Source organism: Vallitalea longa (genome assembly GCF_027923465.1).
GTDB classification, from domain to species: domain Bacteria; phylum Bacillota; class Clostridia; order Lachnospirales; family Vallitaleaceae; genus Vallitalea; species Vallitalea longa.
In genome coordinates this window covers 262,627-286,874 of the sequence record NZ_BRLB01000003.1, presented here as the reverse complement: position 1 = coordinate 286,874, position 24,248 = coordinate 262,627, and the positions used below count along the sequence as shown (strand labels likewise).

General features: G+C 32.2%; 22 protein-coding genes. 7 read left to right on the top strand and 15 right to left on the bottom strand.

The genetic code is table 11. The features are described 5' to 3' along the window. Positions 1–313: 313 nt before the first annotated feature. From QMG30_RS09200 to QMG30_RS09170, 7 genes are read left to right on the top strand one after another with little or no spacing between them, the layout of a single operon-like run. Positions 314–1,072 (top strand): SCP2 sterol-binding domain-containing protein, encoded by a 759-nt coding sequence (locus QMG30_RS09200; protein ID WP_281814796.1) that lies wholly within the window; start codon positions 314–316, stop codon positions 1,070–1,072. 33 nt (positions 1,073–1,105) lie between these two features. Then, a complete protein-coding gene (locus tag QMG30_RS09195) occupies positions 1,106–2,359 on the top strand; it encodes an aminotransferase class III-fold pyridoxal phosphate-dependent enzyme (RefSeq protein WP_281814794.1) in 1,254 nt (417 codons plus the stop codon). Positions 2,360–2,382: 23 nt separating this feature from the next. Further along, on the top strand, positions 2,383–3,237 hold the full coding sequence (locus QMG30_RS09190) for a transketolase (protein WP_281814793.1): 855 nt from the start codon (positions 2,383–2,385) through the stop codon (positions 3,235–3,237). A gap of 3 nt (positions 3,238–3,240) precedes the next feature. Beyond that, a complete protein-coding gene (locus QMG30_RS09185; RefSeq protein WP_281814792.1) occupies positions 3,241–4,248 on the top strand; it encodes a transketolase family protein in 1,008 nt (335 codons plus the stop codon). Between the two features lie 3 nt (positions 4,249–4,251). Beyond that, entirely contained in the window at positions 4,252–5,043 is a 792-nt protein-coding gene (locus tag QMG30_RS09180; protein ID WP_281814791.1) for a hypothetical protein, read from the top strand. A 33-nt stretch (positions 5,044–5,076) separates the two neighbouring features. Then, complete coding sequence (locus QMG30_RS09175; RefSeq protein ID WP_281814790.1) at positions 5,077–5,592, top strand: VOC family protein; 516 nt, start codon at positions 5,077–5,079, stop codon at positions 5,590–5,592. Between the two features lie 30 nt (positions 5,593–5,622). Next, positions 5,623–6,303: a TetR/AcrR family transcriptional regulator gene (locus QMG30_RS09170; RefSeq protein WP_281814788.1), complete on the top strand. Its 681-nt coding sequence runs from the start codon at positions 5,623–5,625 to the stop codon at positions 6,301–6,303. Between the two features lie 154 nt (positions 6,304–6,457). Here the strand turns inward: QMG30_RS09170 and QMG30_RS09165 are convergent, their stop codons facing one another. The 15 genes from QMG30_RS09165 to QMG30_RS09095 all read right to left on the bottom strand — a co-directional run bounded on the left by QMG30_RS09165 (position 6,458) and on the right by QMG30_RS09095 (position 24,057). Then, positions 6,458–6,685, bottom strand: coding sequence for a DUF3892 domain-containing protein (locus QMG30_RS09165; RefSeq protein WP_281814786.1), 228 nt, complete (start codon positions 6,683–6,685; stop codon positions 6,458–6,460). A gap of 143 nt (positions 6,686–6,828) precedes the next feature. After that, on the bottom strand, positions 6,829–7,893 hold the full coding sequence (gene orr, locus QMG30_RS09160; protein WP_281814785.1) for an ornithine racemase Orr: 1,065 nt from the start codon (positions 7,891–7,893) through the stop codon (positions 6,829–6,831). A 41-nt stretch (positions 7,894–7,934) separates the two neighbouring features. Continuing rightward, positions 7,935–9,317 carry a GlmL-related ornithine degradation protein gene (locus QMG30_RS09155; RefSeq protein ID WP_281814784.1) on the bottom strand — a complete coding sequence of 461 codons (1,383 nt, stop codon included), beginning with the start codon at positions 9,315–9,317 and terminating at the stop codon, positions 7,935–7,937. Positions 9,318–9,359: 42 nt separating this feature from the next. Next, complete coding sequence (oraE, locus tag QMG30_RS09150; protein WP_281814783.1) at positions 9,360–11,576, bottom strand: D-ornithine 4,5-aminomutase subunit OraE; 2,217 nt, start codon at positions 11,574–11,576, stop codon at positions 9,360–9,362. A gap of 3 nt (positions 11,577–11,579) precedes the next feature. After that, positions 11,580–11,960: an ornithine aminomutase subunit alpha gene (locus tag QMG30_RS09145; protein ID WP_281814782.1), complete on the bottom strand. Its 381-nt coding sequence runs from the start codon at positions 11,958–11,960 to the stop codon at positions 11,580–11,582. A 95-nt stretch (positions 11,961–12,055) separates the two neighbouring features. After that, positions 12,056–13,453 carry a 2-amino-4-oxopentanoate thiolase subunit OrtB gene (gene ortB, locus QMG30_RS09140; RefSeq protein WP_281814781.1) on the bottom strand — a complete coding sequence of 466 codons (1,398 nt, stop codon included), beginning with the start codon at positions 13,451–13,453 and terminating at the stop codon, positions 12,056–12,058. Continuing rightward, positions 13,446–13,754 (bottom strand): 2-amino-4-oxopentanoate thiolase subunit OrtA, encoded by a 309-nt coding sequence (gene ortA / locus QMG30_RS09135; RefSeq protein WP_281814780.1) that lies wholly within the window; start codon positions 13,752–13,754, stop codon positions 13,446–13,448. The genes ortB and ortA overlap by 8 nt, the downstream gene beginning before the upstream one ends. A gap of 258 nt (positions 13,755–14,012) precedes the next feature. Continuing rightward, positions 14,013–15,062 carry a 2,4-diaminopentanoate dehydrogenase gene (ord, locus tag QMG30_RS09130; RefSeq protein ID WP_281814779.1) on the bottom strand — a complete coding sequence of 350 codons (1,050 nt, stop codon included), beginning with the start codon at positions 15,060–15,062 and terminating at the stop codon, positions 14,013–14,015. Between the two features lie 63 nt (positions 15,063–15,125). Beyond that, on the bottom strand, positions 15,126–16,115 hold the full coding sequence (argF, locus tag QMG30_RS09125) for an ornithine carbamoyltransferase (RefSeq protein ID WP_281814777.1): 990 nt from the start codon (positions 16,113–16,115) through the stop codon (positions 15,126–15,128). A 105-nt stretch (positions 16,116–16,220) separates the two neighbouring features. Then, the gene (arcA, locus tag QMG30_RS09120) at positions 16,221–17,450 is read right to left on the bottom strand and encodes an arginine deiminase (RefSeq protein WP_281814776.1); all 1,230 of its coding nucleotides are present in this window, start codon (positions 17,448–17,450) and stop codon (positions 16,221–16,223) included. 561 nt (positions 17,451–18,011) lie between these two features. Continuing rightward, positions 18,012–19,313, bottom strand: a complete 1,302-nt coding sequence (locus tag QMG30_RS09115; protein WP_281814774.1) for a M56 family metallopeptidase — start codon at positions 19,311–19,313, stop codon at positions 18,012–18,014. A gap of 1 nt (position 19,314) precedes the next feature. Continuing rightward, positions 19,315–19,674: a BlaI/MecI/CopY family transcriptional regulator gene (locus QMG30_RS09110; protein ID WP_281814772.1), complete on the bottom strand. Its 360-nt coding sequence runs from the start codon at positions 19,672–19,674 to the stop codon at positions 19,315–19,317. A 217-nt stretch (positions 19,675–19,891) separates the two neighbouring features. Next, positions 19,892–20,659 carry a hypothetical protein gene (locus QMG30_RS09105; protein ID WP_281814771.1) on the bottom strand — a complete coding sequence of 256 codons (768 nt, stop codon included), beginning with the start codon at positions 20,657–20,659 and terminating at the stop codon, positions 19,892–19,894. A gap of 155 nt (positions 20,660–20,814) precedes the next feature. Beyond that, positions 20,815–21,567, bottom strand: a complete 753-nt coding sequence (locus QMG30_RS09100) for a TraX family protein (protein WP_281814769.1) — start codon at positions 21,565–21,567, stop codon at positions 20,815–20,817. Between the two features lie 504 nt (positions 21,568–22,071). Beyond that, a complete protein-coding gene (locus QMG30_RS09095; RefSeq protein WP_281814768.1) occupies positions 22,072–24,057 on the bottom strand; it encodes an alpha-amylase family protein in 1,986 nt (661 codons plus the stop codon). Positions 24,058–24,248 lie beyond the last annotated feature (191 nt).

Below are 24,248 nucleotides of genomic sequence, written 5' to 3'. Positions count from 1 at the left end.
TTCACTTTGAAGCATTACCAAAGAATTAATTATCCCATATCATATATTGTGTTCAAGCTTCTAAATAATTATTAGAAAATCTCCTATATAAAATTAAGCAATTGATTCATGAAGCTTAAAACTATAATGCATAGGTAAAAAAACTATAATATTAATTAATACTTTCCTCTTTATCATTGAAAACATATTTCTCTTATGTAACAATAATACTATAATATAGAGTGAGCGCTCGTTCTATAAATGCACATGAGGTAATATACTATTAATATAATTATACTTATCTCTTATGCGTTAATTGAAAGGAGGAGGTTACGTGACACAAGAACCAACAAAAGCATATATCAATCTGTATGCCATATTTCGAGACCTTGAAGATCTATGTGAACTAGATGAGGACATGAAAGCCCTTATAAAAGATCTAGATATGACAATAAAATTCATTGTCAAAAATGGTCCAAAAGGATTCTTATCATTCAAAAACGGTAAATGTACATTTTGCAAGAACCTGGACAAAAGTAATATTACTCTTTACTTCAAATCTCCAAGTCATTTTAATAACATGATTGATGGAAAAGCTAATCCAATACCTCTAAAAGGACTATCAAAAATCAGTTTCCTAAAAAATGAATTCATTACCTTAACAGACAAACTCACCTATTACCTAAAACCAACCCCATCTCTATTAGAAAATTCAACTTACCTAAGAATCAATACAATACTCACTGCATACACTGCTTTTTTTGCTCTCGCACAAGTCGGAAATACTGACCCTATTGGTAAACTTAATGCTGAAAGAATACCAGATGGAATAATCAATGTATCTATAACCGAAAGCAATACAGCCATTCATCTAATTGTCAAAGATGGTCATTTAGAAGCAAAAAAAGGTTTATCTCCTAACCATAGAGCTTCTATGACATTCACAGATATCGCTACTACCAATAAAATATTAACTGGTGCAATAGACACATATTCATGTATTGCAACACAAAAGCTTGAAATGAAAGGTTACATTCCAATGCTAGATAATATGAATAAACTTCTCGGTCTGGTATCTTCTTATCTACAATAAAAAAATTTAATAATGTAAAGGAGGTTTAAATAATTGCAAACCTATACTTATAATAAAAATCAAGAGCTTTTTAAAAAAGCTTTGAAATTAATACCTACAGGCGTATATGGCCACTTAGGTCCTGCTGAAGGTTGTTTCATACCAGTATGCTCTTATCCTTTTTTTGCTTCTCGTGCAAAAGGCAGCTATTTCTGGGACGTTGACGGAAATCGCTTTATTGATTATATGTGTGCCTATGGTCCTAATGTCTTAGGCTACAATGACGATGATGTTGATAATGCAGTCGCAGAACAGATGAAACTGTGTAATTGCACAACTGCTCCATCTTCCATTATGATTGATTTTGCAGAACTACTTGTAGATACTGTTGACATGGCAGATTGGGCATTCTTTGCCAAAAATGGAGGAGATGTTACTAGTTTCGCTCTTATGGTAGCAAAAGCAGCTACAGGAAGAAAGAAAACTATACTTATCAATGGAGGTTACCATGGCGTTGCCCCTTGGACTCAAAAATTAGGTCATCCAGGAATCTGCCAAGAAGATGTTATCAATAACATCTACGTAGATTGGAACAATTATGAACAAGTTGAGAAAATAGTGAAAGAAAATCCTAATGATATCGCTTGTTTCATGGCAACACCTTATCATCATCCAGTTTTCACCGATAGCGAACTACCTTCAAAAGATTATTGGCAGAAAATAAGAAAACTCTGTACTGATTATGGCATAGTATTAGCTATTGATGATGTTCGTTGTGGATTCAGATTGGATATGAAAGGTTCAGACCACTACTTTGGATTCAAAGCCGATTTGATGTGTTTCTGTAAAGCTCTCGGTAATGGATATAATTTCTCTGCCTTATGCGGTACAGATGCTTTAAAAGATGCTGTTTCTTCTGTTATGTATACAGGTAGCTATTGGTTATCAGCAATACCATTTGCCGCTGGAATAGCTTGTATAAATAAGATGAAGAAATTAAAAGCTCCAAAACTTATGCAAGATAAAGGTAAGAAATTGACAGCTGGTTTAGTTAAGATAGCGAAAAGCTATGGCTTCAACTTAAAAGTATCAGGTGTACCGTCCATGTGGTATATGAGAATAACTAATGACGATTCTCTTACGCTTCATCAAGAGTGGATATCTGAATGCGTCAGAAGAGGAGCTTTCTTCGCTAATCATCATAACTTATTCATTAATTGCTCCTTATCAGATGATGATATAAAACTTACTCATGAAATTGCAGCTGATAGCTTTAGAGCAGTAAAAAATAATCACAAAGAATTATAATATTTCTTGGAAAGGAGAACATCATGCCATTAACAGATATAGAATTATTGAATCTAGAAAAAAAAGCACATGAATTACGCAATCTATGTGTAGATACAGTAGTTTGGGCAGGAAGTGGACATATTGGTGGTTCACTGAGTGCTATGGATATATTGACAATACTTTATTATAAATATCTTAATATCGACCCATCCAAACCACTATGGGAGGATAGAGACCGTTTTATTCTCAGCAAAGGTCATGTAGGAGTTGGATTCGCTCCTGTTCTTGCTGATAAGGGCTATATAGATAAAGAAGATCTAAAAGAATATAATCACACTGGTTCCAAACTCGGTATGCACCTTGATTCCAACAAGGTTCCTGGCGTAGATGCTTCAACAGGGTCCTTAGGTCATGGTCTACCAATTGCAGTTGGCATGGCTCTAGCTGCACGAATCAATAAAAAAGGCTATAGAACATTTTGTCTTCTAGGTGATGGTGAATGTGATGAGGGTTCTGTTTGGGAAGCAGCCATGTCAGCAACACATTACAAAGTAACCAACTTAATCACGATAGTAGATAGGAATCGTTGTATGATTGATGGTCCTACTGAAGATGTAATGGCTCTTGAACCATTCGCTAAGAAATGGGAAGCTTTTGGCTTTATCGTTAAAGAAGTCAATGGACACAGTTTCAAAGAACTATCAGAAGCAATTGAATATGCCATAACTGAAGATAAAGCTCCTGTTGTCATCATCGCTAATACTATAAAAGGCTGTGGTATAGATTTTATGGCAGACAATTACAAATGGCATTACGGAGGACTTAACTCAGAGAAAATAACTCAGAGCAAAGATAGTTTAGAAAAATATTATCAAAAACGCGTGAAAGGAGCATAGACAATGGGTGGATTAACTTATACAATGCTTGATACAACTAATCTTTCAACAGCCGAAATGTATGGAAATGTTCTATGTGAACTCGGTGAACATCATCCTGAGATAGTAGGTCTATCAGCAGACCTTGCTAAATCAACCAAAATAGGCTTATTTGCAAATAAATTCCCAGATAGATTCTTTAATACTGGTATAGCTGAACAAAATATGTTCAGTATTGCTTCTGGTATGGCGAAATGTGGTCTTGTTCCTTTTGTTAGTACTTTTGCGATATTTACATCCATGAGAGCTCTAGACCAAGTTCATACAGATATATGTTATCAGAATCTTAATGTGAAAATGATAGCTACTCATGCAGGATTGTCATTCGGTCAGGCAGGAACAACTCATCACTGTACAGAAGATATCGCTATCATGCGTTCAATGGCTAACCTAAAAGTCATAGTACCTGCAGATGGTATTGAAACAGCTAATGCAGTAGTAGGAGCATATGAAACTGATGGACCTGTATATATTAGGATCAATAGAGGTTTCGACCAAAAAGTCTACGAGAATACCGATTATGATTTTCAAATAGGTAAAGCTCATCAATTGATGGATGGAAACGACCTAACAATCATCGCTTGTGGTTCTTGTGTCTACCAAGCTATTGAAGCTGCCAAAATCCTTAGTAGTGTTGATGGTCTCAAAGCAAGAGTTCTTGACATGCACACTATCAAACCTATTGACAGGGAAGCAATATTAAAAGCCGTACATGAAACAAGAAGAATCATTACCGTTGAAGACCATAATGTAATAGGTGGTCTTGGAAGCGCTGTAGGAGAGGTCATAGTAGAAAGTGGAAAAGGCTGTGCTTTTAGGAAATTAGGGATTCCAGATACTTTCTCAATCATTGGTCTTCACGAAGACTTAATGGCTTACTATGAGATTGATACCAACGGAATAGTTGAAAATGTTCGTAAACTGATTGGTCTGGAATTTGAAGAAGATGAAGATTGGGAAGACGAGGTGTAGATAATGGCTACTAGAGAAAATATTTACGCTAATAAAATATTTCTTAACGCAGTACTTCCATTAGTTAAAATTATTATTGAATCCAATGAAATCATGGCAAAAAAATTCAAGAACAAGAATGGTATCGTTGGTATAAGTGCAAAAGATCCTGATGGTAAAGTCGGTACGCATTATATTATTGAAAATGGTAATTTTACTGTTATAAAAGGACCTAATGAAAAATGTGACCTTGAACTTGAATTCAAGAGTATACCTGCTCTAAATAATTTTTTTGCTGGTACAAGTAAGAAACTTCCCAAAATCAAGGGATGGTATCATGTAGGACTCCTAACCGCCACATTATCAGTTCTCATGTATATGGCTAAATTATTAGGTGCAACAACACCTCCTGAAAAAGCAGATGAAAAAGACCTAGTAGTAAAACTATATTTCTCACTATTGGCAGCAGGTATAAGTCAACTAAATAAATCAGGTCATCCAGCAATATCAAAATGGGCAAAAAGGAGTCCCGATAGAGTATTTGCATGGAAAGTAACTGATAAACCAGAATTATCTTCTTATATAAGAGTAAAGGCAGGAAAGTCTAAAGCAGCAAGAGGTGAATACAAAAGATCGAAGCCATTTTTTACAATGCGTTTTGATACGACAGATAGTGCTCTTGGAACACTTCTTGGTATTGATGATATGATTGAAGCTACAGTTACTGAAAAACTAATAATGGAAGGTGCACCTGAATTCGGGGCACAGCTTGGTGAATACATGTTACTTGTTGGTTCCTATGCAAAAGGTAGCTGATAACAAGTAATTAATGAAAGGAATGTATTTTGGATGAAAATCAGGTCACTCAGCCATGTGGGTGTAACAGTTTCTAATTTTGAAAAAGCTATTGATTTTTATAGTAAAACATTTGGATTCAGATTGATAAGTGAGCAGACTCTAGGGAAAAAACAAGTCAATGAATTATACAACTTATATCTTTTAAAAGATGTAGAAGTCCGTTTTGGTTTCTTAAGAGCACCAAAAGGTGGTATCATTGAAATTTTTGAATTCAACCCTAGTCTTCCTTCAGAAAATACAATATGGAATAAACCTGGAGCCACACATTTCACTCTAGATGTAAAAAATGTTAAGAAATGGTATAATATATTACAAGCTAAGGGCATAACATTTTTATGCGAACCTCAAAACACTGATGGAACAGAATGGGTATTCATGAAAGATCCTGACGGTAATCTGATTGAACTTATTGATTTAAAATTGAATTATACTATAATTAGAGTTATTGGAGGACTAGTAGGTCATATAATGTCAAAATCCAAATTCAAAAAATATTATAGTAAATAACTTTGTTTTTCTCTACATAAGGAGGTTAAAATGGATATAACATCAAATACGCAAGAGACCCCTCAAAGAACTAAATTTCATAAAAGCACTTTTGACAAAATATCTGAAGAACGCAGGCAACGAATTATGGATGTAGCTATCTCTGAATTTGCTGCTAATGGTTATAATGCATCAAATATTAATACAATAGCAAAGAACGCTGAAATAAGTATCGGATCAATGTATAGTTATTTTGCCTCCAAGGAAGATTTATTTCTAACAATTGTAGATAAATGTTTTCATGTATTAGAATCAGTCATGTATTCTATTGACATTGAAGAAGGAGATATATTCTATACCCTTGAAAAATTACTAAGGGCTTCTAGATATTATGCAATAAAATATCCTGAATTCAACCAGATATATCTAGACGTCACGACTCAGGCATTAAGTAAATTCTCCAATAAGTTATCTCATAAACTTGAAGAGATTACAGCTAATTTTTATTTAGATATGTTGAATCATGCAAAAGAAAATAATCTTATCGATGAAAAAATGAATTTTAAGGTTATCTCATTTTGCATAGACAACTTAATAGTGATGTTCCAATTTTCATATACATCCGATTATTATAGGGAACGTATGAAAATATTCACTGGTTACGATACTATTCAAAATGAAGAAATGGTCATACAAGAAATCTTAAAGTTTATGAAAAAAGCTCTAACATAGTATAGCGATATAGTCAATTAAAAACTAGAAAGCTGTTCCTATTATATATACTAGATATAATTACATTCATAAAAATAACCCCAATGTTTCTAAAATGTCCTTAACATAGGTTCCATTTTATCTAACACTGGGGTTTATTATTTGTACTTAATATTTAAAAACTTGGAAGATTATCTAAATTGTTATCAGTTGTTCCATCTGGGTCACTTCTTAAATACTCTGCACCGTTTTTGGCTTTACTTACGTTGACACCTTCTATTCTATTTTCTTGTGTCATTCTTATTGCATCTTCAATAGGATAAGAGTTGCCATCATCTAACATTATATCTGTTATCTTTCCATAACCGTCTTTTCTGACTTTAGTGATTTTAGCTTTTTCCATGAATATCCTCTCCTTCTTGTACAAAACCAGTTAAAGTAATGTAAATATTGATGTCAAACATCTAGTAATTATCAAATATAATTACACAGTTATTTTATACAATAATAGGAAAAATATTCAACAAATTTTTTTAGCGTAAAAAATTATAGATATACTTTTTTCACATATTCGGATGTAAATAAACTCAATACACTACCGTATTTCAATGTAAATGTAACGATACTTCCTACAGTGTAGTCTTCATTGCATTCAGTAACATCTAAAATTAGATGGTCACTGCTTGAACCGATAATTTTCATATTTCCATCTTCTGGTAATATCTCAGAAGCACTTACATCTTGTTTACCGATAGCACATATAGCTCTTCTCCTTATACCTTTATCTTCAAAAGAAGGTTTATTACCGAAAGCATCCATTCCTATAGTACCTATTGGGATTGAAGGCTTATTCTGCACTTCAATTATTTCACATTTCAATATCATTGCATCTTGATACGTATCAGTTATTTCCTTACCGAAAGCTGTCTCTCTTCCAAGTATTATAGATTCACCAAGCCTTAGTTGGTTAATCCCTGTTGGTATATCCCCAGTTTCAACTAGATGCAAGCTACTAGAATTACCTCCTGATAATACTCTTAGGTTTAATTTGTATTTTTTTCTGATGACTTGTTTTAAATCTATAAGCTGTTGTAAGTTTTCCTTTTCAGGTAAAATTCCCCCGTAACATGTTAAGTTAGTTCCAATTCCAATTAAGTCGATATTATCCAGCGAAATCATTATTTCAACAGTTTCAAGTAATTCTTCTACATCAAATATGCCCTCTCTAAGATCTCCTAAATCTACCATCAAAATAATTTTATGCCTAACATCTTTCTTTTTAGCTGCTTTTGACAGCTGTCTTATGGTAGCGATTTCAGAATTAAGAGACATATCCGCATATTCTACAACTTCATCAACTTCGCTTATCATTGGTAGTCTTAGTAATAGTTTGGGTAACTTAAATCGTTTTAACCTCTTTAAGTTTTCTATACGCGAGTCTCCTATTACTCTTATACCTCCTTTAATCATCTCCCTTACTATTTTAGTTTTACCACAGAAAACTTTGGTAACTCCAACTACGTCAATATTGTTTTCATTACAAAGCTCAACTAATTTCTTAGTATTATTCCTAATTTTTACGAGATTTATTTCGACTCTTGGATAACACATCATAACCTCCTATAGAACAATCTTAAATATACATGAATGAATTATAAAATTATATTTTCACCTTGTTCTAAGCTTTCTAATAGTAATTTTAAAGCTCCTTTAGGATATTTTTCAGATATTACTCCTAATGAGGCCATTATATATAATTTGTCAACTAATATCTTAACTTTTTTTGATGGCAATAATTCATCACCGCTACCCTGTATCATTTTCCTAAGAATATCAATACCTTCAAGTCTAGTCAATGCACCGCCTGTTCCAATTATGTACTTAACACTAGTTAGATCTTTACCTTCAGCAATAGTTTTTTTACCAGTTGTACCATAGAGATATCTTAATCTTCCCGCATGTCTTCTAATAGCTATAGTACTTGCTTCTAGAGTCAATTGTTTAATTAATTCTTTTTGTTTATCAGTTTCTGGTATAGGTTTATAATTTTCAATGATATTTTGTAATTCAACAATACTTATATGCATTTTTCTGGAAAGTTCATCAAGAGATATATTATTTATTATATTATTTACATTGATGTAAACCCCTAGATCACCTTCCACCGTACGTTTTGCCATTGGTTCAGGACTTACCAGAATTTCACTGATTTCTTCACTACCTAATGTCACTGAATGAACATCCGTTGTAGCTCCCCCAACATCTACTACTACTAGATCACCTATCTCTTGTTCTAGTATCTGGGTTGCTCTCATAACAGCACCAGGTGTAGGTAAAATATTCATATTAACAAGTTCACGTACCTTTTCCATTCCTGGAGCTTTTGTAATATGTTCTTCAAATACCTGTTGAATCTTTTTTCTTGTCGGTCTGACATTAAGTTTATCTATCTTAGGATACACATTCTCTACTATATACACTTTTCTAGATACTTCATCAAATATTTCTCTGATATCTTCTTGATTTTGGATATTACCTGCATAGATAACAGGAGTATCTTTTAATTCTTCTATCTCAGCTATGCATTCAGCATTATACAGAGCAGTATCTCTTTCTCCAAAATCAACTCCACCAGCCAATAGAATTATATTAGGTTTAATATCTCTTAATCTTTTGATATCTGACCTTCTGAGTTTTCCGGATGTAATGAATTTAATATTCGCACCTGCTCCTAGTGCAGCTTCCTTAGCGGCTTTTACTGTCATATCATGGACTAATCCATGTACAGTCATTCTTAAACCTCCTGCTGCACTACTAGTTGCAAAGAACTCTTTGTACTCAACGAAAGGAGCCTCTAGATTTTTTTTCAGATCTTTAAATGCATTTTTTAATCCTTTGGTTACATCTCCCTCTAGAACCGTTGTATATGATTGCCCTTGACCAATAAATTTTGGATTATCGGTATTCATATCTGTAAACGCATTAACAACTGTAGTTGTACTTCCTATCTCAGCTGAAATAAGATCAACTTTCATATTCATCACTCATTTCTTTAACGAGATTTTTCTGACATAAGTCTATTTATCAGCTTCATTTTTTCTTCTTTTCTTAACTAAGAATGTCGCCACATCTACACCTTTCGATCCTCTACCGAAACCAGCATCCATGCCATTTTTAACAGCTATCTCAGGTGTAACTTGTGTTCCACCGGCTACAAGAATTATATTATCCCTTATACCTTTTTCTATACAGTAGTCATTTATTCTTTTCATATTCTTATAATGAATTTCATCATGACTTATTATAGTTGAAGCCAGTATAGCATCTGCATTTAATTCAATAGCTGAATCTACTATCTTAGCGACTGGTACGGATGTTCCAAGATAATGACATTCAATTCCGTACTTTTCGATTCCACCATGTTTGATATCAAGTATTTCCCTAAGACCTACCGAATGCTCATCTTCTCCTATAGTTCCTGCAACGATTTTCAAAGGCTTATTCTTTACATCTTCTCTTATTTCATCATCAGACATCACTATTGGTTTTGGAGGTATGACAAGCTTATCTATGTCTATAGCAAAAGGTACTTTTCCCTTTATCTCAACCCTGGTTCCTTCTGCCATCTGCATTACTTGCTTGTGAATCATTTCTACCTCTTCAAGATGCATCTTTTTACCGATTTCAACTGCTGCGAATTCTGCTGTCCTCTCATCTGTTGGTAACATCATAGTAATGAATACTGTACCGTCACCCATCCATTCCATTTCAGGTTTCAGCATAGAAGTCTCACGGATTTCTTTAGATTCTTCCATTCTTTTGTTGACATTATCTTCTTCATCAAGTTCATCTATGTATACGACTTTACTTCTGTCCTCAAAACTACATCCTCCAATTAAAGATGAAGGATCATCAATAGCTTTTTCACCATACTGAGCAACATTGTTATATCCGAAAAATGCCGTAACAGGTGCCATATAATCTTCGTCTCTTTCAAATACAGTACCTGAACCAACTCCACCATTAATCTTTCTTACGATACCATCATAATTTCTTTCAGGATAATAACCTGAATCCACAAAGAATCCTTCTTCAACTGCATTAAAGTAGCCACCGACATCTAATATTTCTTCCATAAATAGTACAGCACGTTCTTTTAATTCACGTATTCTCTCTGGAAGAAAACCTTCATGTCTTTTTAGTTCTACCATTTCCTTCAAGCCATCCATACCTATCATTGCTTGTTTTGCAGTATTGGTTCCTTCTATATTGTAAATATGCCAAGGTACATTTCTACCTTCATCAGGAGTTATCGTAGATTGTATATCAGCACTAGTCAATTTCGATATCAATAAGTTGAGAGTATGTGTTACAGTTGCTTCTCTCGTTGATGAACCCATATACTTAGTATTCTGCTGTGCTCTGATCTTGTATTCTCTAAATAATTCTCTAAGTGCGATAGCATATGGTAGATCTAATTTCATACAAGGTGCTGGTGGTGCTGTTGGTGGTACTGATGATAAACATATATTTTCTTTTTTTATTCCAGACTTTACTGAAAACATTGAGTTAAGTCCATGTTGTACCATAAGTTCAGGCATTACCTTCCATGCTTCTCTAGCTGTGGCATTAGCATTATGAGCTCCATCTATCTGTACTATATCAGCATAAGCCATTACATGTTTTGCATTAGCTGCATCTACAAATGAACGGATCATATTGATATTTCTGTATAGAACATTATATTGTGGATCTTGATGAGCTCCGTTGACACCTTCTTCAGCAAACATTACTGCTATTTCTGGTCCTGCAACACCACTAACGTAAGAGTGGTAATTGATTTTTCTTCCTACTTCATCTTCTATGTAATCAAGTGCTTTTCTCTGAGCTCTAAGTTGTTTTCTAGTTATTGGTATACCACCTATACCTTGTGGAGTTCCTTCAATCAAACCATCGAAATGACTTTGACCTGCTGTTCTAATTACCATAAGATGGTCGGCTCCATTCCAAGCTGCCATACGCATCCTTCTTATATCATCTTCAAATCTTCCTGAAGCTATTTCTGTAGTTATAACACTATCTGGCTGTGGATCGATATCATTAAAGTAATGTGCAGCTGGAAGAGGTTGACTCTGCTTTAGATTTTCACTTGTGTCACTATATTCAAATGGACCTATGTTCCTTACTTCTCCTCTGCCATCTCTCCAATGCCATCCCATTCTACGAGGCACATAATGTTCTAGATCTTGCAAGATATTATTTATATCCAGTTTTTCATTTGGTTTTAGATTCATTTGTTACTTTCCTCCCCCAAAAACTTGTTCTAAGTGAGCCCATAGCTCTTCATCATTATTTGCTAAACGAAGTCCTGCTTCTCTAATTGATATATCTTTATCTCTGGCAGTCCTGTATACTAAATGTCCAGCGCCTTTTCCAACAAGATGTTTCTTCTTCTCCATCAAAGTTGAAACTATAGCTTTAGACTCTATGCTAGAAAATCCCATTCTCAAAAGTACAGAACGTTCAATTGAAGGTGAAGTATTGTTCTTCGCCATCTCAATCATAGGATCAACAATTTTTTCAGCAAGTTCCCAAAATCTTTCTTCTAATTCTTCCTCTGATAGATTTTCCAAATGTTTTCTTCTTGACTCATAATCATCCAGTCGATTGTTACCCATAAACTTCCTCCTCTAAATTTTAATATTCTATTACATAATCTAAGTCCCCATAACCTATATATAATGTAATCAAATACCTAATACCTATAAATCAGCTACAATTGTTCTACTATTTTTTCTATTTCTTCTATACTTAATCTAGTTTCATCTTTAATAAACTCAAGCTCCTTATCTGAAAAGCTTTTGTCTGATTTTAGATTCTTTATATAAGATTTTTTCAATTTCATCATATCCAGTTCTTTAGCTTTTATTAGACTTGGATGTTTTGGTAGTATTATATTTTCACCTGGAACCTGATTTACTGGATCACCTATTTCAATACTGATTCCATTTTCTCTAGCAAAAGATAGCTGAGCGGATACATGTTTACCAGCACCAGTATATTCTGTCTCTTGGACAACAATCATCTTATCTTCATCCATTTGTTTAGCTAGGTCAAAAGCTGCTGTCACAGCTGTATTTCCTGCAGGTCCTCTTTCAAGTCCCTCGACCATTGCCAAAGCCTCTGTCATATAGAAAACTTCTCCTTGGGATACAGTTACATATCTGTCCATATATCTTAATGGACGTGCTGCCGATCTTGGTACATCTGACCTATCTGGATTAGTTGAAAAAGGTACTCCGAATCCTGTATGACCTGTGGTAAATGATTTTTTATTGAATTGACTATCACTTGCCATATGTAGTCCTGTCAAGTCTACACTTGCTCCAACTATAGTAGTTCCTTTTGCTCCTGCTTTCCTTAATCCTCTTGCAGTCCCTGTTAGATTTCCGCCTCCTGCATTGGTGACAACAACCATATCAGGATCTCTGTTCTCATTCTCTCTGAACCATGTTGCTAATTCATATCCTACTGTTTCAATTCCTGCTACACCGAATGGAGTATATAATGATGCATTGAAATAACCTGTTTCATCTAGTACTTTTAAAAAGGTATAGAATAATTCTGGTCCAACTGTCAACTGTATGACTTCAGCTCCATATGCTTCACATTTTCTGGCTTTTTCAATTATCTCTGGCTGTCCTTTTCCCATACTGTCATAACATTCTTGGATAATGATACATTTTAGTCCCTGCATAGCTGCTTGACTAGCGACTGCTGCGCCATAATTACCACTAGTAGCTGCTACAACACCTTTATATCCAAGTTTCTTAGCATGATACACCGAGACAGCTGCACGTCTTGCTTTGAAACTTCCAGATGGATTAGCTGCTTCGTCTTTAAGGAAAATTCTAGCTCCTTTACCACTAGGAGAGAGCTTTCTAGCTAGTTTTGTTAGATTTTTAAGTTCATATACAGGAGTATTCCCTATACTAGTATTTTTTTCGATCTCTATTATCTGATCCAGACTATAACCAGTCTTTCTCATCATTTCTTCATAATCAAAAGCGATACCTTCTCTTTCGAATTCGTTATAATCAATACCTACTGCTTTTTTCATGATCTCATTTTTTCTACTCATTATTGCTTCATAACTATTATCTCTACTCACTATCTTCACCTCCAAGAATTGCCCTAAGCTGATTGCCGATATAAGAAAGCTCAGGAATATAATCTCCAAAAGTATGTTGATAGCTTGGATTAAATTCTATCAATGTTCCTTCCATCTTACGTCCTATGTATGTTTCTATTACAACCTCATCATCAATACACGCTTCTTCAGTTACTAAGAATCCTTTTACCCACATTTCAAGAGGACACTTTTTGGTATCATCAGGCAAATGACTAGCCCTCTTGTCAGGTTGAAGTACAATATTATGAATTCTAACCCAATCACCTTTTTTTGCGATCATTATAAATACCCTCCTTTTTTATTACTATATAGTAATAATTAATTTCCATAATTGAAACATTTTCAGTAAGAAAAACTCACATTCTTTATTTTTCTGATAGTAAATATTCCACTATAGGACAGTTCCCATAGCACTTATAGATATAGTCCCCTTTTGCTAGATAGACTATCCTATAGCAGAATTTAAATGCTATACCAAGTAAAAAATTTTGATATAGAAGTAAAACAATACTTCTATCTTCTATAAACCTTGAATAATCTATAATTGAATTAAATCTCTCATATCACCCATGATAGCTCTTGGAACTGGTAAATCCAACATTGTTTTTAGACCTGCTCTTGCACTAATAACATGAGGAATCATATTGACACACATTGCAATGGTTCCTATGCCACCTGGTATTTCTGGATTAATTGCCATATTTATGTCTGGAACACCTTTGATTCTTATGTAATCACCAGTACTTACTCCTTCAAGTTCTGGTTCTATTTGTTGAGGATGTATCATATTGATTTTTCTTTCTCCATTAACCATACCGTGACCTACCATATTAACACCAGCAACATTACCTGCTTCTACTTTTGCATATGGAGTTTCTCTATAAACATTAGAAATGATAGGTTTACATCCCTGACTTATAGGTCCATCTAATTTCCAACCTATAGCATCTGTAATCATTCTGATTGATTCAGCAAATCCTACATGACCTGCTAAAGAACCGTCTTCTACTCTTTTAATGAAATCTTCTGCTTTAATACCTACACCTTGTTCTTCCATTACTGTTGGACCAAAAGGTGATAAACTATTGACTCTTTCGCATTCTATACTTTCAACTTCTTCACATGCTCCTGTCAAAACAACTGCTAGCAAATCCATTATCAACCCTGGATTGATTCCAGTTCCCAAAACTGATACCCCATTAGCCTTAGCTATTTTATCAATTTCTTCTGATAATTCAGGAGACTGTGCTTTTGAATATGCCATTTCTTCAGCAGTAGATATAATGTTTATTTTTTTTTCTGCTATATATTTAATTTTATTAAAAGCACCCTTCACATATGAATCAGTACATAATAAAGCTATATCCGCACATTTTTCTGTAAAGACTTCTTGTTCATTACCTTTAATGATAACTTCTCTTTTATCTCCTCTATCTGCTCCTAGAACTTCATACATGCTTTTATCTATTTTGTTAGGGTCTTTATCACATACACCAACTATTTCGACACCTTGTTTTTTCAAAAGCATTTTAGCCATTCCGCTACCCATTGCTCCAAATCCCCAAATAACAACTTTTATGTTCTCCATACCTTATCCTCCTCTAAAATACTTATTACATACTGATGTAATAAATAAGTGCTCTATAATAATTTATTGTAAAGTTGCTACCATAACAGCTTTAATCGTATGCATCCTATTCTCTGCTTCGTCAAAAGCAACTGAATATTTGCTTTCAAAAACTTCATCAGTGACTTCCATTTCACTTATGCCATACTTCTGTTCTATTTCTCTACCAACAGTGGTTTTTAGATCATGGAATGCTGGTAGGCAATGCATGAATATTACATCTTCATCCGCCATATTTATCATATTCATATCTACTTGATATGGTTTTAATAATTTGATTCTTTCTTCAAAATGTTCTTCTTCTCCCATGGAAACCCATACATCTGTGTAGATTACATCAACACCGCTTATTCCTTCACTGATATCATCAGTAACTGTTATTTTTGCACTAGATTCTTTTGCATAAGCTTCTGCTTTATTAACCAATGATTGTTCTGGGAATAACTCTTTTGGAGATACTATTCTAAAGTCCATTCCAACTTTTGATGCACCTATCATTAATGAGTTAGCCATATTGTTTCTTCCATCACCCACATATGCAAATTTTATTCCTTTCAAATAACCTTTATGTTCAAAAATAGTAAGAAAATCTGCTAATACTTGAGTTGGGTGAAATTTATCTGTAAGTCCATTCCATACAGGAACACCTGCGTATTTTGCAAGATCTGTTACTGTATCATGGCTGAATCCTCTAAATTGAATACCATCAAACATTCTTCCTAATACTCTAGCCGTATCAGCTACTGACTCTTTTTTCCCTAATTGAATATCGCCTTTTCCTAGATATTCTGGATGAGCTCCTTCATCAACAGCCGCTGTTACAAATGCACATCTTGTTCTTGTAGAAGGTTTTTCAAAAATCAATGCTATGTTTTTACCTTCAAGATTTTTTGGTCGGATACCTGCGTATTTTTGTCTTTTCAATTCACTAGCCAAATCAATTAAATACTCAATTTCCTTCTTAGAGTAATCCTCTAACGATAATAAATGTCTTCCTTTTAAATTAAAACCCATCTTACCTTCCTCCTTATAAAATTATAATTTATTTCTTATCACTCTTACTGAATATTCCTATCTATGTCATAATATGAATAATAGATTCTAAGTAATATGATAAGTTTAAATTTCTTCTCTTACTATTGGCATACTCATACATCTAGGACCACCTCTGCCTCGTGATAACTCAGAACTATGAATAACATGTGTCTTTACTCCATTTTCATTAAGAATTCTATTGGTAACATAATTTCTTGAATAAACAACAACTTCTCCAGGTGCTATTGCCAAAGTGTTAGAACCATCATTCCATTGTTCTCTAGGTCCATCAATCTTGTCACCACCTGCACAGCGAATCAACTTAATATCCGTTAAGCCAAGATATTTTTTGAGTATGTCTTCCAAAGTAGCATTCTCTTCACTAATTTTGATATTACCATTATTATCTTTTGTTATTGAATAAACTGTCAATGGACCTTCGATTTCGTGATGAATTGTAAATTTATTATAATCTATCATAGTAAAGACTGTATCCAGATGCATAAATGCTCTTTTCTTAGGTATGTTGAATGCAAGTATAGTATGAAAACTCTGACCAGAGTTAAAAATATTATGAGCAAGTGTCTCTATTGAATGTGCTTCTGATCTTTCCGATATACCTATAGCCAACACATTTTTATTAAGAACTAATGTATCTCCACCTTCTAATGAAGTCTTTTCATTTCGATTATATAATATTGGTATATCAGCATCCTTGAATCTCGGATGATTTTCAATTATATATTTCATGAATAATGTTTCTCTGTTTCTTGTAGATGTTCTCATTTTATTAAGAGTTATACCATTTCCTATAGCAGCAGCTGGATCCCTCGTAAAATATAGATTGGGCATAGGGTCAAGTATAAAAGGATATGTGTCATCCACTAAATAAGCCAAAGATTTATAGGCTATATTAGGTAATTCGTTTTTTCTAATTCCTGACATCATTTTTCTTACAAGCATACCATTATCTTTACTATCAAAATACTCCAAGAGTGCATATTTCATTCTTACATCGTAGATTCTCGCTTCATTTAAGAAGTCTTTTATAAAATTATCTCTAACCTTTTTATCTGTTATTGATTCAACAGCTAAATCCTGTAGATATAGAACTTCTACCCCTTGATTTTTTAATGTTTTCGCAAAATAGTCATGTTCTCGTATTGCTTCTTTCAGATACGGGATTTCATCAAATAACAGCTTCTCCATTAGATTAGGTGTTAGATTTTCCAATTCATTTGAAGGTCTATGCAGAATAACAGAAACAAGCCGGCCTATTTCTGATGTTACATGGAGTGGATTATCGTAAGACATCAACTTCCCCCTTTTACAATAAGTTTTTTAGCTGAGAAAATTAATACTATTAACTATGTGATAAATATCTTTATTTTCTCATTTATATTAAAGTTATAGAATTGTGTTAATGAATGAGTAAGTAAGCTTAGCAAATAGGAAATGTCATTAGCAAACATATCATGAATAATATTGTTCATGTGTCAGAAATATGCACTTTTACATACATATTATCACATAATTATCCTCCAATAACAACCACCTTTTTTAAATTAAAACACCCTTTAAAATATTATGAATTTATATTCAATGCTTTTCGGATAAATATTCAACAAAAATCCCCATAATTACTGTATTTTTTAAGAAAAAAACGTTTAATTATAAATAAAATTTTTTTATAAATTTCTTAAAATAATTTAATACAAGGTGTTATATCATATAAAAAACTTAATTGTTTTAAAGCTTTGCTTTATTAAAGTATGTTATGTTATAATGATTTCAGAGTAGACATAAATTGTTTTTCAATATAAAAACTGTCGAAATATTTTTCGACAGTTCTATAAAATAAGATATTTTTTATTATTAATTCTGATCAATTACAATTGAACTCTTAACTGAAAAACCGTCCTCAGTTAAATATTCTTTTTCTTCATATGGTTTATATATGATAGTCCTTTCACTGTTCATTTCATTTGAATCGTCAGTCATAATAGTTATATATGTTGATTCTGAAGATGTATTATCTTCAAAATCATAAATTACATCAGACTGATTTGATTCAAAATTATTATTATAATCAAAATCTATAGTATAAATATTTTCATTGGCATCAAATATTTGTTCATGTAATCCATCAAATGTTATTTCTCTATTTTTATCATCTATATATTTTTTAACTTCATTAGGTGTTTCTTCAGCCTTTGTCATTGCAAATATACTTGTAAAACTTAATACAAGAGCAATAAGAGCTGTAACTGTTAATTTTGATATTTTATTGAAATTCATTATCATAACGATTCTTTCTTGAATAGCATTTTTACCGAAATAGCTATAGACATGTGAAAATTCTGCTTTAGGTTCTACTAGATTTATTAGAGATAAGGCATATTCTGACTTAGATTCCTCTCCAAATATTGATAATACTTTTTCATCACATGAAATCTCCATATCTCTATTTACTAAAACATACATTATCCATACCAAAGGGTTAAACCAATAAATACACGTAACTATTATTAAAATTGATTTTAACAAGACATCAAATCTTTTTATATGCATCAATTCATGAGTCAATATAAAATCTAATTGTTTTTCATTGGAATAATCTATGATTTTAGGGAGTATAATCTTAGGTCGAAAGATACCACAGGTGACAGGGGATGTTATTCTATCTAGACATAAGACTTTTATCTTACGTTTTAATTTCTGTTCTTGAATCCAATTAGTAATAAAATTATTATCACTAATTGGTATTGCTAATTGTAACCTTTTTGATGATTTAATGAATGATATCGTAAAATAAATAATTAAAACACTTATTCCTATAATCCATATAACAAACCATGTATTAAGATTATTACTGTCTCTAACAGAAATATCCCTTATATTAGAAACGGAATCACTTATTATAGTAATATTATTATTTGCATTAGTAGAAGGTGAAATACCATCAATAACATTATTAAATATATTGTTTATAAAAGAATGTATCTTCAAATGCGAGGGAATACGGAAAGGTACAATAAGCAGTAAGATCGCTATATCCCATAACATTACAAATATCCTTTTGGGAATATGGTACATTGCAATAGCTCTCAAAATAATTACAAATATTATAAAAAAACTTGTATTCAAACTTATTTTAACTATATCCAATATATACACCTCACTTTGACTTAGTAACCATTTTCTTTAATTTTTCTATCTCTTCTTTTGAAAGATTTTGATTACCAATAAAAGCTGCGAAAAATTTTTCTGTAGAGCCATCAAACATCTTATCAATTAACTCTTTTGTTTCATATTGTTGAGCTTGCTCTTTACTGATATTTGCGCTGCACATGAAATTAGGTTCATACCTAGAAATAGCACCTTTTGCTATACATTTTTTAATAACTGTATAAGTAGTATTTCTGTTCCATCCAATATCTACTTTTAAAGATTTAGCTATCTTTCCTGCGGCTAGATCTCCTTTTTCCCATAACACTTCCATTACTTTCAACTCTGAATCGAATAGTTTTATACTCATATCAATACCTCCAAAAAACTATTGTAATAGTCATTTTCATACTAACACAATAGTCATTTGATTTCAATACTTTTGTTTCCAAAAATGTCCTCTTAAGAAATAAAATGAAAATATCGTCAATACACCATTAATATTATAACAACACTTCATATAACAACTTCATTTTATAGTAATTTTAAAAAACTGCCGATAATAATTTTCGGCAGTTTTTAATTAATTAAATACTTCTTTCTTTTGTCTGCTCTTCGAAATCTTTACGAATTTTATCTGCTTCTTCTTCTGTCATTCTACCTGTTTCCACTTCATCTTGTAGATAATTTTCTACTGCTTTATTAAACTCTTCTGTCGTATCAAATGGACCAAATTCTTTATCATCTATACAACCTCCGACAGAAATTCCTACTCCTACTTCTCCGTAAGTTCCAGATGAACTTATAGAATTACACCACCAAACACCATTTTCATCTACATATTCATCAATTACTATAGGTTTACATACAAACCCTTCACCAGATTTAATGGCTTCCAGTTGCTCCTGCATTATAGCTAAAGTCTCTTCAAAAATTTTCTGCTCTTCCTCTATTTCAGGTTGAGTAAAATGCTCAGAATTCTTAATCTGCTCCATGTATTCCTCATGATTAGCAATGAATTCATTGATATACTGTTCATATTCCTTAGCTGTATATTCTTCAAAATCCCATTTATCTTCTATCTCTTCTGGGTTGATTTCGATAAGTTCTCCATCTGAGTCACACCTATAAATCTTTCCATCAACATCAAATACAGTGGATTCACTAGTTTGTATATCAACATCTTGATAATTTCTCTTGAATTTAACAGTACCATCAGGCATTTCTATAGCCTCCGTCATAGCATATACACTAGTACAAGCCACGAACAACACAAAAGCACTTAAAATAGTAATTATTGATAGTTTATTTAGTTTCATAATCTTCTCCTTTCCTTTTATTTTTTTCATAGTCATTTAATCATCTCCTCAGAAATGACTATTGCAATAGTCATTTTTATACTATCATAATAGTCACTTTTCTGTCAAGACATTATTTGCATTATTTTTTATCCTACAAGTAATAATTATGTTATTCAAACATATTCCTTTCTCTTAATATGTAAATACTACTATCCAACAAATAAAAAAGTATTTATATTAGATAAAACATCTCTTAAGAACCATAATACCAACAAATGTCCAGGGTAAAACACATAGAATATGTATTTGATATTTTTCCCTTTTTTACCATTATAAAAATAAATGAATACTAAGGCTAATATAGAAAAAATCTGTGCAATCAAGGCTATACCAAAACATCTTACAAAAACACTATAATTTCTTAAAGCAAACTTTATTAATCTTTTTGCTAATATCAATATTGTAAGAGTAGAATAACTAATTGTCTGTTTCCAAAAATGTCCTCTGAATAAATAAAATAAAAATATAGTCAATATACCATATATACCATAATCAGCATTTGTAAATTGAGCTATGATACACAATATAACTAATACTACAATTCCCATTTTTTTATTCTTATCAAAAACATATATGGCAAGCAACCCAAAAAATAATGTAAAAAATATATTCAGAGTTTGTAGATATAAAATAGGATTTGAATAATTAGCAGGCTCAAGATCAAAAAAAGGTCCATTAAAATATAAAACATATGGTATTTGAGAAATTATAGCGAAGGCAAATAATCTTATAAGATATTTTTTAATATTTTTAGTATGAAAAAAACCTTCTACAATTAAATAAGCAAAAATAGGAAATGCTATCCTTCCTATTACATGGAGTATTATAAAATTAAAATATACTCCTAAATGATCTAATAACATTGCTGTACAAGCGATTATCTTCAATTTTGTTGTAGTCATAACTTCTCCTTTCAATAATAAAATTAAAACTTTTCTAGCAGTAATAGCTCTAAAAGTTAAAGTTCGGTTATTATAGCCTCTTCATTTAATCATCTCCTTTTAGAAAATGACTATTGCAACAGTCATCTTTATGTATTACAATAGTCACTTTTTTATCAACACTTATTTATATTATTATAACATAGTTTAAAAATGAATAAAATTATCTTTACATTATTAATATAGTAATAATATTCCCTAATTTAAAAAAACATCAATAAACATACATTTTGTTCCAAGTTACATTAATTTATTAATTATAATAGCAAAATCTATTTATTATATTATTTTCATCAACAATCATTCGTGCTTATGCCAATAAGTAATACATAAAGTACTTGTAAATGCTATATAGAATAAAATTAATCCCTACCATATAGAGTAATTTTGATAGGGATTTCACTTATTACATTATTAATATTTAATATAAAAATCAATTATATGTTTATACTTATTCTACAGATCTTACTTATACTGTATAACAACCATTTGATGACAATCAACTTTATCAACATTATAGGTTAATTTACCATCTGTCTGACTATAAGGTATGTCTATCATCTGAGGAGCTAGATAAACTTTTTCTATCTTCTCCTTAACTTGTAGTGTTACGTCAACATCATATATTGGCACTATATCTTCTATTACTTCTACACCCTCTCCACGATTAACAGGTATGGCATATAAAAGATGATTGATGTATCTATTTTTATCTTTCTGATGCTGAAGTGTAGTAACCCCTTGTTCCATTAAGTTAGTTGATAATGACTTATTATCTGATAATAACTTATCAAGAGCATATTTAACGCTGTCTTTCAGAATCAAGCTACCTTTTGTTGCATAATCAGTAAATACCTGCCATGCAATATATATTCCCGCATCACTTTTAACCATTCCAGGCGAGCGTTTACCAGGTTCATTAGGTGTATGGAAATGAGAAGAAAAATGAAGTAGGTCTCTGTTAAAATATGAATCTTCTCTTTCTCCCAGAACTTCTCCTCCATCCAGTGATATTTTAATTCCATCGCTATACATGATAAATGAAGTACTACCAAGTCCTTGGTAACTAAAATGAGGAACAAAATAATCAGGTTTATATGGATTATTACCTTCGTATTTGATACCCATATCGATAGCAAAATTTTGTCTTTGTTTATCTAGACATGAATTTCCAGTAGCTAGTATTTTACCGCCCCTATTGATATAATCATTTAATTTTTCCTCTAGAATTTCATCTACCGTAATTACATCAGGTAATATAATGACTTTATATTTATTAAAATCTTCTTCTAAATCTATCACATTAAATAGATACTTACCTTCTAGAAGCATTCGAACCGCTCCTGCATCAGCTTTACCTACAAAATCATTAGTGACTTCTAAATCTCCGCTATCAATACACTCTTCAGACAACAGCCCAATATCTGCTATATTTTCTACATCATCACACCAAGGCTCTTTTTCTTCAACCTCTTTATAAGCTTCGCCTATTAATGCATAAGTTACTTCATCCAACATTCCTTGTGGGTGCATTTGATCTCCAACGCATATTTTAGCTCCGTTAGCTAAATTGAGCGCTGATTCATATCTAAGTGCATTAGGATGCTTGAAACCACCGAATTCTCCCCATGTAGTATGGAATTTTCCTGTCATTCCAAGGAATTCTTTTCCAAGACCTTGAACATATCTTGCTGATAGAGGGAAATGGTCATATCCCCATCCTCCTGTTGGTAGAGATTCTAGCTCAAAATGTGTGTAATAACCAAATAAATCTCGTCTACCTCTTTTAATGTGTCCACTATTATGGAATATCTTCATATCAGGTTTTATGCTATGGATAGTCTCAACTATTCTCTCCAAATAATTTTTATAAACCCTCTCACCTAATTCAATTACTGCTTTCTCATCTCTTGGATCTTTTCCTTCTTCGATCAATTGATTCATACAAGTCTGGCAATGACATTTTCTAGGTCCCACAATATCAAGAAATATTCCTTCTGTCTCAAATCTATTAGTTACTTCTTCAACTTGCTTCAGAAGATAGTCGAGATATGGTGTATTCATACATAACTCATGATAGCCTGCTGTTGTAAAATCTTTCACCCATACTGTACTTTGGTCTTGATTTCTAAAGAGCCATTCTGGATGTTTGCGTGCTATCATTTCGTCTAGTCCAGCTGAAATATATATCTGTGTTTTGACATCAATTTCTTTACATGCTTCTAGCATATTTTCAAGTAAATCAATCTCTAATGTTGGATGTGACTTACTTACACCGTCAAGATAATACAGAAAACCATGATGACCCTTTGCAAATATATTAATGGAATTAACATGACCTTTTATTAGTGCATTCTGAAATTGTTGCTTGTTGAATTTACTACCTACTCCTGGAATCTCCCCTCCAGTATGAAAGTCTAGATGAATCTGTCTAAATGGCATTTTACCCATAAAAAATAGCCTCCTTATGTATAATTTGATTTATTAGTTTAATTTCATACTAACATAATTTTCAGGAAGCTTTCTTTATAATAATTAACTTGTTTTTTCAAAATATTAACATTGTATTTAGTAGTAACTCAAAACGTTTTATTTTCTATACAAAAATCCATGATTGCTTTTTCAATGGAATCAAAGTTTTC

What these genes read in the sequence shown, in the direction of transcription:
- QMG30_RS09190 (WP_281814793.1), top strand. Translation starts at nt 2,383, where the DNA reads ATGCCATTAACAGATATAGAATTATTGAATCTAGAAAAAAAAGCACAT.
- QMG30_RS09185 (WP_281814792.1), top strand. Translation starts at nt 3,241, where the DNA reads ATGGGTGGATTAACTTATACAATGCTTGATACAACTAATCTTTCAACA.
- QMG30_RS09180 (WP_281814791.1), top strand. Translation starts at nt 4,252, where the DNA reads ATGGCTACTAGAGAAAATATTTACGCTAATAAAATATTTCTTAACGCA.
- QMG30_RS09175 (WP_281814790.1), top strand. Translation starts at nt 5,077, where the DNA reads ATGAAAATCAGGTCACTCAGCCATGTGGGTGTAACAGTTTCTAATTTT.
- QMG30_RS09170 (WP_281814788.1), top strand. Translation starts at nt 5,623, where the DNA reads ATGGATATAACATCAAATACGCAAGAGACCCCTCAAAGAACTAAATTT.
- QMG30_RS09165 (WP_281814786.1), bottom strand. Translation starts at nt 6,685, where the DNA reads ATGGAAAAAGCTAAAATCACTAAAGTCAGAAAAGACGGTTATGGAAAG.
- orr (WP_281814785.1), bottom strand. Translation starts at nt 7,893, where the DNA reads ATGTGTTATCCAAGAGTCGAAATAAATCTCGTAAAAATTAGGAATAAT.
- QMG30_RS09155 (WP_281814784.1), bottom strand. Translation starts at nt 9,317, where the DNA reads ATGAAAGTTGATCTTATTTCAGCTGAGATAGGAAGTACAACTACAGTT.
- oraE (WP_281814783.1), bottom strand. Translation starts at nt 11,576, where the DNA reads ATGAATCTAAAACCAAATGAAAAACTGGATATAAATAATATCTTGCAA.
- QMG30_RS09145 (WP_281814782.1), bottom strand. Translation starts at nt 11,960, where the DNA reads ATGGGTAACAATCGACTGGATGATTATGAGTCAAGAAGAAAACATTTG.
- ortA (WP_281814780.1), bottom strand. Translation starts at nt 13,754, where the DNA reads ATGATCGCAAAAAAAGGTGATTGGGTTAGAATTCATAATATTGTACTT.
- ord (WP_281814779.1), bottom strand. Translation starts at nt 15,062, where the DNA reads ATGGAGAACATAAAAGTTGTTATTTGGGGATTTGGAGCAATGGGTAGC.
- argF (WP_281814777.1), bottom strand. Translation starts at nt 16,115, where the DNA reads ATGGGTTTTAATTTAAAAGGAAGACATTTATTATCGTTAGAGGATTAC.
- arcA (WP_281814776.1), bottom strand. Translation starts at nt 17,450, where the DNA reads ATGTCTTACGATAATCCACTCCATGTAACATCAGAAATAGGCCGGCTT.
- QMG30_RS09110 (WP_281814772.1), bottom strand. Translation starts at nt 19,674, where the DNA reads ATGAGTATAAAACTATTCGATTCAGAGTTGAAAGTAATGGAAGTGTTA.
- QMG30_RS09105 (WP_281814771.1), bottom strand. Translation starts at nt 20,659, where the DNA reads ATGACTATGAAAAAAATAAAAGGAAAGGAGAAGATTATGAAACTAAAT.
- QMG30_RS09100 (WP_281814769.1), bottom strand. Translation starts at nt 21,567, where the DNA reads ATGACTACAACAAAATTGAAGATAATCGCTTGTACAGCAATGTTATTA.
- QMG30_RS09095 (WP_281814768.1), bottom strand. Translation starts at nt 24,057, where the DNA reads ATGGGTAAAATGCCATTTAGACAGATTCATCTAGACTTTCATACTGGA.